The 15,673-nt window shown below is 58.8% G+C and carries 12 protein-coding genes and 1 riboswitch; of the genes, 6 read left to right on the top strand and 6 right to left on the bottom strand.

All coding sequences use genetic code 11. The features are described from left to right. Positions 1-3: 3 nt before the first annotated feature. The 4 genes from IH881_11575 to IH881_11560 form a co-directional block, all read right to left on the bottom strand. The gene (locus tag IH881_11575; protein MCH7868328.1) at positions 4-612 is read right to left on the bottom strand and encodes a lytic transglycosylase domain-containing protein; all 609 of its coding nucleotides are present in this window, start codon (positions 610-612) and stop codon (positions 4-6) included. Positions 613-623: 11 nt separating this feature from the next. Continuing rightward, positions 624-715, bottom strand: a riboswitch (cyclic di-GMP riboswitch). A 300-nt stretch (positions 716-1,015) separates the two neighbouring features. Further along, the gene (locus IH881_11570) at positions 1,016-2,491 is read right to left on the bottom strand and encodes a sulfatase (protein ID MCH7868327.1); all 1,476 of its coding nucleotides are present in this window, start codon (positions 2,489-2,491) and stop codon (positions 1,016-1,018) included. After that, positions 2,479-3,546 carry a TauD/TfdA family dioxygenase gene (locus IH881_11565; GenBank protein ID MCH7868326.1) on the bottom strand — a complete coding sequence of 356 codons (1,068 nt, stop codon included), beginning with the start codon at positions 3,544-3,546 and terminating at the stop codon, positions 2,479-2,481. The genes IH881_11570 and IH881_11565 overlap by 13 nt, the downstream gene beginning before the upstream one ends. Positions 3,547-3,621: 75 nt before the next feature. Then, positions 3,622-4,863 carry a cytochrome P450 gene (locus IH881_11560; GenBank protein ID MCH7868325.1) on the bottom strand — a complete coding sequence of 414 codons (1,242 nt, stop codon included), beginning with the start codon at positions 4,861-4,863 and terminating at the stop codon, positions 3,622-3,624. 318 nt (positions 4,864-5,181) lie between these two features. On the opposite strand from IH881_11560, the gene IH881_11555 reads away from it, so the two are divergent. The 4 genes from IH881_11555 to IH881_11540 are packed head-to-tail and all read left to right on the top strand — an operon-like array spanning position 5,182 to position 9,981. Next, positions 5,182-6,549, top strand: a complete 1,368-nt coding sequence (locus IH881_11555) for a PAS domain S-box protein (GenBank protein ID MCH7868324.1) — start codon at positions 5,182-5,184, stop codon at positions 6,547-6,549. Next, positions 6,549-7,379, top strand: a complete 831-nt coding sequence (locus IH881_11550) for an ammonium transporter (protein MCH7868323.1) — start codon at positions 6,549-6,551, stop codon at positions 7,377-7,379. The genes IH881_11555 and IH881_11550 overlap by 1 nt, the downstream gene beginning before the upstream one ends. Beyond that, a complete protein-coding gene (locus tag IH881_11545) occupies positions 7,328-8,317 on the top strand; it encodes a PAS domain-containing protein (GenBank protein ID MCH7868322.1) in 990 nt (329 codons plus the stop codon). The genes IH881_11550 and IH881_11545 overlap by 52 nt, the downstream gene beginning before the upstream one ends. Beyond that, on the top strand, positions 8,299-9,981 hold the full coding sequence (locus IH881_11540) for a PAS domain S-box protein (GenBank protein MCH7868321.1): 1,683 nt from the start codon (positions 8,299-8,301) through the stop codon (positions 9,979-9,981). Before IH881_11545 ends, IH881_11540 begins: the two co-directional genes overlap by 19 nt. On the opposite strand, the gene IH881_11535 is transcribed toward IH881_11540, so the two are convergent. Then, positions 9,978-10,373, bottom strand: coding sequence for a hypothetical protein (locus tag IH881_11535; protein ID MCH7868320.1), 396 nt, complete (start codon positions 10,371-10,373; stop codon positions 9,978-9,980). The two genes, IH881_11540 and IH881_11535, sit on opposite strands and share 4 nt — an antisense overlap. Positions 10,374-10,534: 161 nt before the next feature. Here IH881_11535 and hisD point away from each other — a divergent pair, with 161 nt between their 5' ends. Together hisD and IH881_11525 are read left to right on the top strand one after the other, a co-directional pair. Then, the gene (gene hisD / locus IH881_11530) at positions 10,535-11,857 is read left to right on the top strand and encodes a histidinol dehydrogenase (protein ID MCH7868319.1); all 1,323 of its coding nucleotides are present in this window, start codon (positions 10,535-10,537) and stop codon (positions 11,855-11,857) included. 110 nt (positions 11,858-11,967) lie between these two features. Then, positions 11,968-13,989 (top strand): PAS domain S-box protein, encoded by a 2,022-nt coding sequence (locus IH881_11525; protein MCH7868318.1) that lies wholly within the window; start codon positions 11,968-11,970, stop codon positions 13,987-13,989. A gap of 31 nt (positions 13,990-14,020) precedes the next feature. Here the strand turns inward: IH881_11525 and IH881_11520 are convergent, their stop codons facing one another. Beyond that, entirely contained in the window at positions 14,021-15,655 is a 1,635-nt protein-coding gene (locus IH881_11520) for a hypothetical protein (protein MCH7868317.1), read from the bottom strand. Between the last annotated feature and the right edge of the window lie 18 nt (positions 15,656-15,673).

Genomic DNA, 15,673 nt, shown 5'->3' with positions numbered 1-15,673 from the left:
CTGCTAGATCAAGGCTGTCGTTGAAACTGTAGTTGCAAGGTATGCGCGGTGCACCTTGTCGGAGTAACGAACCGGCACCGGACGCCCTCGGCGGATCGCCCGGGCGATGCGGGTGGGTCCAAAGTTGTAGGCGGCAAGGGCGACATCGATATCGCCGAACCGGTCAATCAATCGGGTCAGATAACGCACACCCAGGCGAACATTGAGATTGGGATCGAAAAGACTCTCCGGCCCATCCCATTGAATCTCGAGTTCTCGCGCCATGGCGGCAGCGGTGTCGGGACGCAACTGCATCAGACCCAACGCACCCACCCGGGATACGGCCCTCGAGTTTCCGCTGCTCTCGACGTGGATCAAGCCGAGGATCAAACGCGGCTCGATGCCACTTCGGCGCGCTTCGTCGAGAATCGTACGGGTCAAAACTTTGATTTCCGAATCGGGGAGCCGAGTGCGACGAGACGCGAGAAAGTCTCTCACCTCTACATAGTGTGGCGGGGGTATCGGAACGAACTCTCGTGCTTCGAGAACAACTGGGGGCGGGGTCCCTGCGGAGACCAGAAGTGGAATCAGAAGAACCAGCATCAGGGTGTGTTGCTTGCGCTCGCTCGTCATGGCGTGCTCCCTTCGGTAGCCGTTCGACCCGCTCGGAAGCGTTTTCCGAAATAGGGCACTGGCTTTGCGTCCCCAGCTTTCGCTGGGTTTGCTCTTTTCGAGGAGCCATCAGAACGACAGGTTCGTCCGAGCTCCGCTGGCCGCAGTCACACTGTGACCAACCTCACTGATCGGCCCCAAAAATTACAACTTGAGTGTTGCAATTCTTTCAATCTTGGAATTCGCAAAGGCGAGAGTGAGTTTCGCACGGGCTTCCCAGTAGTTTCCATTTGGTTGCCGCAACTAGGTGTCTGACCCAAGACTCGTCGCGACGCCCATGCACCAGTGCATCGCCGCCTGGGCTTTCCACGAGAGTCTTGGGTCAGGCACCTAGGTAATGTGATGTAGTTCCAGAACGTGGAAACTACGGCAGCGCGCGAACTCGCGGAGCCGAAATCCCCTCGATTCGATCCGCATTCGTGTTGGGCAGCGCACGTGCGAGGCTCTGCTTGACTTCCCGATAGGCAGGGTTCTGCGCAAGGTTCGTCCATTCGCGAGGATCGTTTCGGTGATCGTAGAGTTCTTCAGTGCCGTTTTGGTAGCGGATGTAGCGCCAGTTCTGGTCTCTCACGGCGTGGTTCATATAGCCATAGGTGGTGACGCTCGGAAAGGGCCAGGCAAGTTCAGGCGCGCTGAGTAGCGAGGTTAGCGAACGGCCTTCGATCTGCTTCTTGGGAAGCTCGAGCCCCGTCAGTTCGGCGAGCGTGGGATAGAGGTCGAGCAGGTTGACCGACGCATCGGAGCTCATGCCCTCGACGATACCGGGGCCCGCAAAAATCAAGTTGACCCGGGTGGCACGCTCCCACAGCGTGAACTTCGCCCAGTGTTTCTTTTCACCGAACTGCCAACCGTGATCGGACCACAGCACCACGATGGTGTTGTCCGCATAGCCGCTGTCCTGCAATCCATCGAGAACTCTTCCGACACAGTCATCCGCAAATGCGGTCGTTGCGAGATAACCCTGGACCGCCGTCTTCCACTGACCGTGGCTCGTGATCTGTTGATGTTGCGCTTCGCCAATGCCCATCATTCGACCAGCGAGTGGGACATCCGCGAGATCATCTTCCAGAACTTCGGGGAGTTCGATTTCCTCGATCGGGTACTGATCGTAATAGAACTGGGGCGCGTAGAAGGGAAGATGAGGTCGGATGATCCCAACTGCGAGAAAGAAGGGTTCTTGAATCGCCCCGGAGCGGAGCTGCTCTCGGGCCCAGTTCACCATGCGGCCATCAGACATGTCGTCGAAAGTAATATGAGGAGCCATCGGACCCCAATCCCAGAAACTCTTCGCGCCCTGGCCCCAGTCCGCCATGGGCTTGGGCCGCGCGCGCGCTTTCGGCTCCTTGTAGTGATCGTTTTCCTTGGACGGCCAATAGACGTCAAAACCGCGTCCTTTGAGTTCAGTTTTGAAGTGGTGGCCGTGAAATAGCTTGCCGGCGCCCGTCACCTGATAACCTCCTCGTTGAAACAGCTCGGGCAGGGAAAGCGCCTGATTGAGCACTGGATTGCCGGTGTACGTATCCGTGTTTTTGTAGTTGCCCGAAGTGCTGGGACGGATCGACGTCATTACCGCCGCGCGCGAGGGGCCGCAGGTCGGCGCGGGCGCGTGGGCATTGGTGAAGGAAAGCCCTCGCGCGGCCAATCGATCGAGGTTTGGGGTACGGGCCTGGGGATGACCCTTCAACACTGAAGTCCAGTCGCTGAGATCGTCTACCACGATGAACAGAACATTGGGCCGCTTGGCTTCAGTAGAGCACGCGGTGCCGAAGATCGGCAGCGTGGCGCACAAAAGAACCAGGGCTCGAAGTCTACGGTGCTGATTACCGATCAAGCCCAGCAAACCGCAATCTTCCTGGCTCCTTCATAAGGAAGGCGGCCGTGGGAAATGGAATAGTTGTCGATTGCCACGACGTCGCCCCTTTCCCAGGGCTCTACAACCAGATGCTTCCAGATCGTGTCGCGCACGACTTCGAGGTCGGCCTGTGAGATTTCACTGCCGTCGAGATGAGTGCAGTGCATCGAGCGCTCTTCGGGAGGTGTGGCTTCGAGTTTTTCCTGTAGCAATGTCGCAATCTTCACCAACCCCTGGTGTCGCTCGCTGGGACGGTACTTCGCAATGCGTGAAAGCTCGGCGAGCGCAGTGCCCGAATGAAAAGTCGTCGTGTGATTGAACCAGGCTCGGGTTCCGGTGACTGGATGATCCCTGAACACCGGCTGCGTGCTGGTCAGGCGCAGGCCGTCGTGCTCGAGCCACTCGGTTTCGAATCCCTCTTCGCGGCACTGCTTTTCGACTTCATTACGATCGGTGGTCCCGAACATCTCGTCCCAACTCTTGAGCATGGTTGGATCGTTGCTTCGCTCGTTTTCCGTGGACTCTGTGTTCCTGCAGGCATAGTTCCGCACGATACGGATACCCTTCTCTTCGAATCGCTTGCAGATTTCGTCGGGAAGATCGCGCCAGACCTTGCGAAAATCGCAGAGAGTCGTTTCGCCACTGCCGGCAGCGGGTGCTTCGAGGCATTGAAAGAAGAGTCGACGTGGCGGCGTACTGCAAAAGCTCATTTCGCAGTGCTGAGGAATCGGAAAGTAGTCGGGCAATTCGCTCGCGCTGAAGACGTACTCCGTGAGCTCGTTGCGCGGCGACGTACCGAGGTAGTTGTTTTTGAGTTCTGCGTCGATCGAGCGAGCAAGAATTTCAAAGTGCTTGGGTGTGTCGATCCCGAAACCGCGAAAACGCAGAGCGCCGTGCTCCATGAGCTGCTCGTGGACCCAAGCTCGATTTTCTTGCAACCAGCAACATAGTGCGACGAAATCTCGATCGGATGGGGCGTCGCTCAGGGGTCCGATCGCGAGGGGTAAATCGCCGGAAATTCGATAGGGGTGTCGGTCCGTCATGCTTTGAGTGTACCGGACGCAATTTCGCACGCGAGCCGGTTCCGATAGCAGGCCACGAAGTGGGCGCCTGCGCCTCTACTGCGCCTTGAGCTTGTAGCGGATCGGCAAGTGTTTGACGCCGCCCACCAGGCTCGAGTGCAAGCGATCGACCGGGCCCGTGAGCTCTATCTCTTCGATGCGCGGCAGCAGGTACTTGTACGCCACTTCGATTTCGAGTCGAGCGAGATGAGCGCCCAGGCAGAAGTGCTCTCCCACCCCAAAGCCCAGGTGCGGATTGGGATTTCGACTAATGTCGAACTTGTCGGGTTGCTCGAACATCTCTTCGTCTCGATTGGCCGAGGGATAGAAGAGCGCCAGCACATCGTCCTTGCGAATCTTCTTGCCTCGGAGTTCGAAGTCTTCTGTTGCGGTGCGTCCAAAGTGAATGATGGGGGAAGTCCAGCGCACGACTTCTTCGACCGCCTGAGGGAGCAGGCTCGGGTCTTGCTGTAGCTTGCGAAGCTCGGCCTGGTTTTCGATGAACGCCAGCATGCCGCCGGTGGTCGCGTTGCGGGTGGTCTCGTTGCCCGCAATGACAATGATGAGACACCAGGTGAGTACGTCCATCGGGGACAGCTTCTGGCCGTCGATCTCCATCTGGGTGAACTTGGTTACGAGATCATCGGCGGGATTCTTCGTCTTCTCCTCGACGAGCTTGGTGAAGTAGAGAAACAACTCGGTCATGGTTTCGTTGGCGGATTCTTCGGGAGTCTTGCCTTCGGCCGTAAATTCGGGATCCCCGGCGCCGATGATCCGGTTGGTCCAATCAAAGAGCAGGTTCCAGTCTTCCTTCGGCAGTCCCAGCATCCAGGCAATGACCGCGATCGGTAGCGGGGCGGAAATCTCCGTCACGAAGTCGCATTCACCGGCTTCGGTTTGAACCAGGTCATCGACAATCTCCTTGCCAATGCGGTCGATTTCGGCATGAAAGCGTCGAAGCGCACGGGGAGTGAAGCCCTTGCTGATGAGTCGCCGGAACACGCCGTGCTTTGGCGGGTCGAGCTGAATCAAAGTCGGGGGAAAACTAGTCGGGACCGGGGGCAGGTGACTGATGGTGAGCATCGGGCCGTTGAGGAACTTGGTCGGCAGCTTGCCGATCGTCGTAATGTCCGCGTGCTTGGTGATCGCCCAGTACGGGATGCCCTCGGTTTCTTCCCAGTAGTGAACTGGATCGTTCTGCCGCAACCACTTCCAGGTCTCGTGGGGATAACCTTGTTCTGCGTAGTGGACGGGGTGAACGAGATTGAACTCGTTGAAATCCGGGGCCGGACTCGCCATCTAGGGTCTCCTGCTGGCACGGGGCCTGCGGGAGTCTCAATCGGAGGATTCCGCAAGGGCACCGAGGGGTTGTTCACGAACGTTTGTTCACAACGATAGTGTTGCACTTTTGCAGACTCTTGCAATGCGAATCCGCATCGATCTGGCGCCGCGAAACGAGTGATGGTCGCAATTCGCTTCCCGATTCGGCACCAGGCTCCCGCCCAGATAGCCGGTTCTCGTCATTGATCGCGCACACAGGCATCCCGATGCGACAACCGTGTAAGCGGGCCGAATTTCCGCTGCGGCGCTTCGGATCGAACCGGGGGTTGGTTAGGCGTGTCGACGTCATTCGATGACAAGACGGAGAACAAACTCTGGCTGACGGGGGCAGTCTTCCTCGCGGTGATCGGGTTTGTGTACTGGCAAATGAATCAGCTTTCGCATGATCTGATTCGCTCGAATGCAATCGAAAACGCCTCGCAGCTCTCTACGGTGATCCGCGAGTTTCGTACCCTCTATACGTCAGAAGTCGTCCGCAACGCAAAAAAGAGCGGTGTCCGGATTACCCATGACTACCAATCCCACGAAGGCGCAATTCCCCTCCCCGCCACCCTGAGCATGATGCTCGGAAACCGTCTGGCTGCCAGGGGTGGTGGCAAGACCCGTCTCTTCAGCGAGTTCCCGTTCCCGTGGCGGGCAGAAGAACGCGGAGCGCTGAGTCAGCTCGACCTCGACACGATTGATACTTTGCGTGCAGACCCCAAGGCCCACGTCGTCAGGCTGGAACTCCTGGGCGAAGATCCATGGATCTACTACGCGACGGCAGACTTGATGCGCGAAGCTTGCGTGAACTGTCACAACTCGCACCCCCAGACACCCAGGAATGACTGGAAGGTTGGGGACGTTCGCGGGGTCGTCGAAGTCTCGGTACCCCTCAAATTGGTAATCGCGCGAACCCAGGCGAGCTTCGACGCCATATGGTGGCTCGTAGGGCTCGGGACGATGGTGGTGCTTGGGATTCTCGCTTATCTCGGCCGCACGATCATCGACCGATCCAGTGCGTTGGCCGAAGGCGAGCGCCGGCTCGGCGACGAGACAATGCGGCGCACTCGCGTCGAATTCGAACTCGAACAGAGCAAGCTGCACAAAGGTTTCATTCTGGATTCAGCGGACGAAGCCATCATCGCAATGGACGAAGAGGGCCTGATTACGGAATTCAATCATGCGGCAGAGAAGATTTTTGGCTTTCCTCGCAACACCGCAATCGGGTCGCGAGTCACAGATCTCGTGATTCCTGCCTCCAGCTACGAAGCACACAAAAGAGGGGTCCAGCAGATCCTTGCGGATCACACCCGAGAATTGTCTGGAAAGCGAATTGAAGTAAACGCATTGCACGCCGACGGCAGCGAGTTCCCAATTGAAATTTCGATCACGAAGGCCAGCCGTGATGGTGAAGTCTCGTTCATCGCTTGCATGCACGACATTTCGGATCGCATCCAGCGAGAAGACCAATTGCGCGGAGCCCTGGACGAGGCCGAACAGAGCCGCGTTGACCTCGAGGCCTTCAACCATTTTTCGGTAGACCGCGAACTTCGCATGGTCGACTTGAAGACAGAAGTGAACAACCTACTCGTCGACAACGGCAGCGAAGCTAAATATGACGTAAGCGATGACGAAGAACTGCAGCTGGGAGGCTCATCGTAGTGGAATCTTCACCGATCGACATTTTGTGGATCCTCCTGAGTGCCACGCTCGTGTTGTTGATGCAAGCAGGTTTTTTGTGCCTGGAATCGGGACTGACCCGAACCAAAAATAGTATCAACGTGGCGATCAAGAACATCGCGGACTTCGCCCTGTCGAGCATCATCTTCGCGGCGGCGGGTTTTGCGATCATCTTTGGCAGCTCGCTTGGCGGCGTCCTCGGAAGTCCCGAAATATTCACCCAAGTCAGCGGCGAATCCGCTAGCGCCTACTCCGTCTTTTTGTTCCAGATGATGTTCTGCGGAACGGCCGTGACAATCGTTTCCGGCGCCGTCGCCGAACGAATTCGCTTCTCATCCTACCTGCTCGTCACAGTCGTCCTCTCGACGCTGATTTACCCGTTGTTTGGCCATTGGGTGTGGAACGCCGGAGCCGATGGAGCACAAGCGGGTTGGTTGAATCAGCTTGGCTTCGTGGATTTCGCGGGCTCGACCGTGGTTCACGGAGTCGGGGGCTGGGCCGCGCTCGCTTTGGTCATGATCATTGGGCCCCGAAAGGATCGCTTTGTCGCCCGCGAAGGCGGGGGTACGCGGACGCAACCGTTTACGGGATACAATGCACCCCTCGCGATGCTCGGAGCGCTCCTGTTATGGATCGGATGGATCGGATTCAACGGCGGGAGCACTCTCGCCTTCGACGACAGGGTTCCGAAGATCATTGCAAACACGATTCTCGCCGCTTGCGGAGGGTCAGCGGCCGGAATGGCCTTTGGCGCAACCAGGTGCACTACTCGGATCTGGTCAATGGATCCCTCGCGGGACTCGTTGCCATAACCGCGGGATGCTTTGCCGTCGGCCCCGCCATATCGGTGGTGATTGGAGCCGCGGGGGCGTTGGTCGCCCTGCGGATGAGCGAGTTGCTCGAGCGCCACGAGATCGACGATGTCATCGGCGCATTCCCGGTCCACGCCGCTGCGGGAGTCTGGGGAACCTTGGCAGTCGCGCTGTTTGGAGACCTCGAGACCCTTGGAACCGGACTCTCGCGCTTCGATCAATTCGCCGTTCAACTACTCGGGGTGTTGGTCTGTTTCGTTTGGACATTTGGCGCGGTAACCGTGGTATTTCGGGGAATCAACCGCATTTTTCCGCTGAGAGTATCTCCTGAGGATGAACACATCGGATTGAGCGCCGCCGAACACGGTGCCTCCACCGAACTCCTGGACATGCTCAGTGTGATGAGTGAGCAGGCGCAGACTGGAAATCTCGATATTCGCGTCCAAGCCGAACCCTTCACCGAACTGGGCCAGATCGCCGTTCTCTACAACAAGGTGATGGATTCCCTGCAAGGTGCAGTCAGCCTCGCAGACTCAATCGTTCGCAACATCAGCGAAGGTGTGGTGACGATCGCCCCGGACGGACTCGTCGTGGGATTCAACCCGGGCGCGGAGAATCTATTTGGACGATCGGCCGCCGAGGTCATTGGCCAGCCGGCAACCCTGCTGCTCAAAGAACAGCATTCCTCAGAAGACACGATCCCCAGTGCTGATTTCGCCGTCAATTTGGAGCTGTCGAGCACAAAACCAATGCTCGGCTGCCGCAAGAATGGAGACTTGTTTCCCGCCGACATCAGCCTGGGGCCCGGGAGACCACGGACGGCACCACCACCGCGATCATCCGCGATGTTTCGGAGCAGAAGTTTGCCGAAGAGCAGGCGAAAGAATATCTGCGACGCATCGAGAACGAACGCGAACAGTTGCAGACATCAGAGTTGAATCTGGCAGAGAAGCTGAACGAAGTGCAGCGAATGCGCCGCGCGTCCTTGAATTTGCTGCGCGATCACGAGGACGTCCGAAAGCAAGCAGAGGCCAGCGAAGCGCGCCAACGCGCCGTACTCGACACCATGCTCGATGGACATGTCTTGATCGATCAACGGGGGATCATTCGTTCCTTCAACAATGCAGCCGAAGAGATTTTTGGATTCACCAGCGACGACGTGATCGGCGAAAACGTCTCGACACTCGCCGCAGAACCCGATCGCAGCGCTCATGATGGCCACATTGCCCGGTACTTCGAATCCGGCGAAGAGCGCGTGATCGGAACGATCCGCGAGGTCACGGGAAAGCGAAGGAATGGGGACGAATTTCCGCTGGATCTCGCGATCAACACATTTCAGGTCGGCCCGAATACCTATTTTAGCGGGATTTTTCGAGACATTACCGAGCACAAGCTTGCCGAGTCGCACTTGCGACAGGCGCAAGAGGGTGCTGAGGCTGCATCGATCGCAAAAAGTGAATTCCTCGCCAGCATGAGTCACGAAATCCGCACACCTATGAACGGTGTGATCGGCATGACCAACTTGTTGCTCGATACCGAGCTCGACGCTGAACAGCGCGAACAAGCAGAAACCATCGCCAGTTCGGGGACTGCACTGCTCACGATCATCGACGACATACTCGACTTTTCGAAGATGGAGGCGGGCAAGCTCGCAATCGAGCCATTGCCGTTCAATCTTGTCTCGACCGTGGAAGGGGTCGTCGGGCTCCTGTCTTCGAGAGCCCAGGACAGTAACCTGAGCATGCACGCGGAGATCGCAGAGGATGTCCCACGTCATCTGGTCGGGGACGACGGCCGGCTGAGACAGATCATGCTGAACCTGGCAGGGAACTCGATCAAGTTCACGCCCGAAGGGACGATCGTGATCAAGGTGAGCTGTGAATCCCGCGACGAGACATCTGCGAAGATTCGCATCGCGGTCGAAGACACCGGAGTTGGCATTCCATGGGATCGCCTCGAGAACATTTTTGACAAGTTTACCCAGGCCGACGCCTCAACCACTCGCGTGTTCGGCGGAACCGGTCTCGGGCTCGCAATCTCCAAACAACTGGTTGAGTTGATGGGAGGCGAGATCGGCGTCGAAAGCACTGAGGGAGAAGGATCGACGTTTTGGTTTGTCATTCCTTTTCAATTCGACGAGGCCAAGGGCGAAACGCAAGACGTCAAGTCGAGCGCGAAGAATCCCCCACAGCCCGAAGCCATGTTCTTCGAGGCCCGCATCCTCGTGGCAGAAGACAATTTGGTGAACCAGAAGGTCGTGAAGAAGATGCTGACAAAACTAGGCTGCACGGTGGTGATCGCCGAAGACGGTCAGCAGGCCGTCGACGCTCTTCAGCAATCGGCATTCGACCTCGTCTTCATGGACTGCCAGATGCCAATCCTCGACGGCTACGGGGCCACTCGAGCCATTCGAGAGTCGGAGTCCACGAATCGGATTCCGATCATCGCCGTAACCGCCAACGCGATGCAGGGCGACCGCGAACAGTGTCTAGCCGCGGGAATGGACGATTATGTGAGCAAGCCGATTCAACCCGCTGAACTCGTTCGCGTGCTGGGACGGTGGCTGGATGACGGGAGTAAGGGTGAGGGCAAGCCGGGCTAGCGACCCGACGCAACGTACCGGGCGAGGGCGTCGAGATTTTGCAGCGGTCCAATGAGCTGGGTCTCCGAAATATCGATCCCATAGCGAGCATCGACGTGGACGAGCAGGTCTGCTGCGGTTATGGACGTCAGATAGCCGGCATCGTACATGTGCAAGCGGATATCGATCTCGTCGGGAGATCGGGGGTCGGGCATCGTTGAACAGATGTGGGCCACCAGATCCTCGAGGATCTGATTCCTCGTGAAATGGTTTGCCCGGGATTCGGTGTCGGCGCTTGACTCGGAGGTTTCCGTGACCTTTGCGTCGAGGTTAGTCGGCGGCGCCGGGTGGGGCTGGTTTCCGGGATCGCCGGAAATGAGGAATCGGAAGAATCTTTTCAGCGCGGGTATCATCGGTTCTACGGCTCGGCGGCTCGGCGGCTTCTCTTCGTTTGTCGGCGTCTAGCCCCCCGGCAGACTACCCTCTCGGACTCGATTTCGCGCGGGTGACAAGAACTATTATACTGCGGTTTCGAAGCGGCTGAGCACAGTCTCGGCGAGGGTGGCGACAAAGCATGAGCGCAATTCGCTTGATTCAAATGAGCAGCCCGAGCGGCGAGGCCGAACTCGATGCCTTGCTCGCCGTTCTTCTCGCTGGCGGACTGCTGGGAGCCGACGCGGCGTCGGACCTCGACGTACCCGCGATTGTTTCGGACATCTTGAGCCAGGTGCGCAGCGGCGGCGACGAGGCCGCGGCGAAACTGACTTCGCGCTTCGATCGTGCAGACATCTCCCCCGAGAGTTTGCGCGTTCCCGCGGAATTGATCGCCAAAGCCCACGCCGCAGCCGAGCCCGAGTTTCTCGCCCTGATGCGCCGCGCGATCGACAACATCCGGGCCTATCAAGAGCACATCCTGATCAAAGCCCCCGCACCACTTGTTCGCGGCGGGCGCAAACTCGGGGTGCGCTACACGCCGATCAAACGCGCGGCCGTCTATGTACCCGGCGGACAGGCGCTCTATCCCTCAACGGTGCTCATGACGGTCGTTCCCGCCCAGGTCGCGGGTGTCAGTGAAATCGTCATGGTCTCCCCTCCGACCGATGGCGAAATCAATTCGATGGCGCTCGCACTCGCGGGCGAACTCGGGATCAGCGAGGTCTACCGTCTGGGAGGAGCCGTGGCGGTGGCCGCCATGGCGTATGGGACAGAGTCCATCCCCGCGGTCCACAAGATCGTTGGCCCGGGCAATGCGTTCGTCGCCGAAGCCAAGCGGCAGCTCTTTGGACGGGTGGGGATCGATTCGATCGCCGGGCCGAGCGAAGTCGTGATCGTCGCCGACCAGAGCGCCCGGGCAGACTGGGTTGCGGCCGATCTACTCGCCCAGGCGGAACACAACCCGGGTTCGGCAGTGCTCATCACGCCGAATGCTTCATTTGCGACCGAAGTCGAGAAGTGCGTCGAATCGCAACTCAGCGAACTCGAGCGCGCCGATGTGATTCGTCCCGCACTCGAATCCTATGGGGCAATCATCCTCGTGCGGGACCTCGCCAGTGCTTGTTCGATCGCGAACCGCTTCGCGCCGGAACACCTGCAGATCATGACTACGGAAGACGCGACTTGCGCGGACGCGATCCTGGACGCGGGGGCGATCTTCACCGGCGTCAACACACCCGTTCCCCTCGGTGACTATTTTGCCGGCCCCTCCCACGTACTCCCCACCGGGGGAACCGCGCGCTTCTTCGGGCCTCTGTCGTGTAACGACTTCATCAAAGCGAGCAGCACGCTCGAATACGACGATGTGAGCGTCGCCGAGGATGCCGACGCGGTCGTGGACTTTGCCACGCGCGAGGGACTGACCGCCCACGCGCGCGCAGTACGCATGCGCAAGCCCGAATAGGCACACCTCGCACGCTCCTGGGGCAGCACAACCGGATATATGGGCCAAAAGCCCATCACTGCACCAGTGTTGCGCTTCGGTTACTCTATCTAGACGGATGGAGTGGCGTCATGGCCAATGATGAATCTGCGGGGCAGACCTTCAAGAATCAAGTGATCAGTCGGATCCCGACCCCTTCACCGGATCTCGACCTTCCCGTACTCGCCAAACGTATCGATCGTCTCTTGAGCCTGGTCGACCAGACGAATGGTTTTGTCACTGAGGCGGACGATCAGTCGCAGACCACCTATGTGAGCCCTGGCTGTGTCGATGTCCTGGGCTTTACCCCCGAAGAGGTTCTCGCCGGGGATTGCATCGAAATTCATCCGGATGATCGGGAAGTCCTGGTCAAGGGCGCAACTGCTCTCTCCACGCACGGACGAGCTTTCCGCTGCGTGATCCGCACAAAGCACAAACGCGGAGAATGGCGCTGGCTCGAAATCAATTCACAGGCTTCGTACAAAAATGCCAACGGTGGCTATCAGTCAATGTCCGTCACCCGGGACATCACGGAACTGGTGTATGCGCAACGCCAGCTGATCGAGAGCGAGGAGCGCTATCGCGTGGTCTCAGAGATGAGTCGCGATCTGATCACTGAAACGACGACCGATGGCCTGACTCGGTTCATCAGTTCCGATCACTCCGCAACGCTTGGCTACACCCAACAAGAGTTGCTCGCAATGCCGCCGTATGCACTCATTCATGAAGATGATGTCGATCGCATCCGTGAGATTTCCGAGCGGTCGGTGGAGACCGGGGAGATCGCGCGCTTCGAACCTTATCGGGTGCGTACCAAGGACGGAAATTATCTCTGGTTCGAATCCAAGGGCCATGTCTACCAACGCAGTGATGGGGAGCAGCGCCTGCTGTCGGTCACTCACGACATCACCGACGAACTGCGGGAGAACGCGGAGCACCGGGACCTCGAAGCACAGATGGTCAATACCCAGAAGCTCGAGAGCCTGGGCGTGTTGGCCGGCGGCATAGCGCACGACTTCAACAATCTCTTGACCCCCATCATGGGTGAAGCCAGCCTGGTGCTCGACGAAGTCCCGCTCGATTCGCCGTTGCGCAAGCGCCTGCTGAAGATTCGCCAGGCCACCGAACGCGCCGCGGCGCTCACCAACCAGATGCTCTCCTACGCGGGCAAGGGGCCGCTGCAACTCGAACAAATCGACCTTTCGCAGCTCGTCGAGGAGATGGGGCGGCTGGTCGAATCGGCGGTGTCGGGAAAGACCGTGCTGGAGTTCGATCTCGCTACGGAGCTGCCGCCGATGGAAGCCGACTCCGCACAGATCAGCCAGGTGGTGATCAACCTGATCAGCAACGCCAGCGAAGCACTGTCCGATGGCGAGGGCAAGATCAACGTGCGAACCGGAGTGGTGAATCTCTCGAAGGCGCCCGCCAAAGCGATTTTTTCGGAAAACCTCAACCCCGGTCGACACGTCTATCTCGAAGTGACAGATACCGGGTGCGGCATGGATGCAGAGACCACCTCAAAGATCTTCGACCCGTTCTTCACGACCAAGTTCACCGGCCGGGGGCTCGGATTGGCGGCGGTCGCAGGCATTGTTCGGGGCCACCGGGGCGCGGTCGAGATTAACAGCGAACCCGATGTCGGAACTTCGTTTCGCGTGTTGTTTCCGGCCTCCCAGGGAGCCGCGGTTACAACGACTTCAAGTAGCCCGCGAGCCACGACCTGGCGGGCGAGTGACATGGTGCTGGTCGTGGACGATGACCAGGGCGTGCGCGAACTTGCGGTCGACATTCTCACACGGGTGGGGCTCGAGGTCGTCACCGCTGCGGACGGTCGCGAAGGCGTCGAGGTCTTCGCCCGCAACGCCGACGAGATCAAGCTGGTGTTGCTCGACCGAACCATGCCGACGATGGGAGGCTTCCAGGCGTTTCAGAAGATTCGCAAGATCCGCCCCGACGCCCAGGTCGTGCTGGTGAGTGGTTACTCGGAAAAGCGGGCCGCCGCAGAGCTTGAGGGACTGGGCCTGGCGGGGTTCCTGCAGAAGCCGTTCATGCCCGATGCCCTGGTCGATGTCGTACGCAAGGTGATCGAGGGGCCGGCTGCCTACAAGTGGTAGTCCTGAAGTTGTAGTCCCACAGGTTTGGCCCCTAGAGTCCCCGATCGCGTTCAATCCCGCGGATCTGTTGATCGACCTTCATCGCCTGCTCGACATCTCCCCGGGCGTCGTAGAGATCCCGTAGGCCGATGAGCGCATTGTAATTGACTGGATCGATCTCGAGCGCGCGCAGAAATCCTCCCCGAGCGCGTTCGAACTCGCCGCGCTCGGCGGAGATCCGGGCCAGATTGACATGGGGTTCCGGAGCTGTATCCACGTTACTGATGATGAATTCCAGTACTTCGATCGCTTCATCGGTCTTCCCCACACTCTCGAGATGAATGGCAAGGTTGTTGAACATCTGCATCGAAGGTCCGGCGTTTCGTATCTCTGCGAGATAGAAGCGCTCGGCATCCGCCCATTCGTAGTTTCGCACCCCGGTGCGAACCATCAGGATCAGCAAAACAGAAACCGCGATCGCCGCTGCTCGATTGCGCGCGGCGGGTGTCAGCTGATGATAGAGACCGGCGAGCAGCATCACGGGGCCGATCAGCGGAGCGTAGAGCCAGTGTTCGAGATACATCGCAGTCAGGGGAATGACGCCAGAATACGGGGCCAGTGCAGCAAAGAACCAGCCACAGCCGAGAAACACGAGCGGCGCCTGTCTGACGCGAAGCACCGCCATCGCTCCGATCGCGAGAATCAGCAGCCCCGCAAGGCCGTGATACGTGAGCAAACTCGAATACGCAGTCAGCGGCTTGCCGTAGCTCATCACCGCAGGCCACAGGATCAGCTCGGCATAGCGATCGAGCACACTGATGAAGGTAAAGAGACGGATGTGAAGGTTCTCGGTGTAGACGTTACTGCCCGTAATCATGCCCGAGGCCCCGGCAAAATTGAGCAGCGTGAGCTTGATGGCCAGGAAGCCAAAGGCGAGCAGTGAAAAGCTCGCAAGCGACAGCACGAGATAGCGGCTGACCTGAATGCGCCCGCTCAGCACAAAGTAGATCGCCAACACGAGGGTCAAGGGCGCAAGAATCACCATGTCGGACTTGGTAAAGAACGCCCCCACGAACAAGATCAATGCAGCTGCGAACAATCCGGCGCGCCGTCCCGAACTCTCTTGCGCAAGACTCGCGATCCACGCGTGAATTCCGGCGAGCAAGAACATGAGCGCAAACGGCCCGGCCAGTCCCGACACGTAACTCACCGCCTGGGTCTGGATGGGATGAACGAGAAACACCAGCGAAGCGAGAAAGCAACCCGTTCTGTGGAGCGAGAACGCGTTGAGGAGCAAAAAGACCAGCATGGCATTGGCGATGTGGACCATCAATGAGAACAGGTGATAGGGAACGGGAGACAGTCCGAAGAACTTGTAGATCAGGGCGTATACGAACTGTTGGTTGGGCCGGTAGGTGTTGGATTGAAATCCCGCGCCCTCGGTTACGCTGGAAGAATAGATTTCTGCCAGGTCGAAGCCGGTGACGTGATGGTTCCACTCGATGAACTGTTGATCGTCAAAAAAGAGCGGCGCGCTGAGCACGACGGCGTAGATCGCCAAGGCAAGGGCGGCCTGGGTTGCAGCGACTCGGGCGTTCGACCCCGCAAGCCAGTCGACGACCGCCACAATGCCGCTTGCTTCGGTCTCCGCCAGGGGCGCTTCTGTGGGTTGCGCTTCATTGCTCATCGCTGAATCTCGCTTGCA

This window comes from Myxococcales bacterium (genome assembly GCA_022563535.1).
Classification (GTDB): domain Bacteria; phylum Myxococcota_A; class UBA9160; order UBA9160; family UBA4427; genus DUBZ01.
The sequence above is the reverse complement of the archived record's forward strand: the minus strand, read 5'-3'. Positions and strand labels throughout refer to the sequence as shown.

Coding starts and splice junctions, on each gene's coding strand:
- IH881_11525 (MCH7868318.1), top strand. CDS start 11,968: ATGGCCAATGATGAATCTGCGGGGCAGACCTTCAAGAATCAAGTGATC.
- IH881_11535 (MCH7868320.1), bottom strand. CDS start 10,373: ATGATACCCGCGCTGAAAAGATTCTTCCGATTCCTCATTTCCGGCGAT.
- IH881_11560 (MCH7868325.1), bottom strand. CDS start 4,863: ATGGCGAGTCCGGCCCCGGATTTCAACGAGTTCAATCTCGTTCACCCC.
- IH881_11565 (MCH7868326.1), bottom strand. CDS start 3,546: ATGACGGACCGACACCCCTATCGAATTTCCGGCGATTTACCCCTCGCG.
- hisD (MCH7868319.1), top strand. CDS start 10,535: ATGAGCGCAATTCGCTTGATTCAAATGAGCAGCCCGAGCGGCGAGGCC.
- IH881_11575 (MCH7868328.1), bottom strand. CDS start 612: ATGACGAGCGAGCGCAAGCAACACACCCTGATGCTGGTTCTTCTGATT.
- IH881_11520 (MCH7868317.1), bottom strand. CDS start 15,655: ATGAGCAATGAAGCGCAACCCACAGAAGCGCCCCTGGCGGAGACCGAA.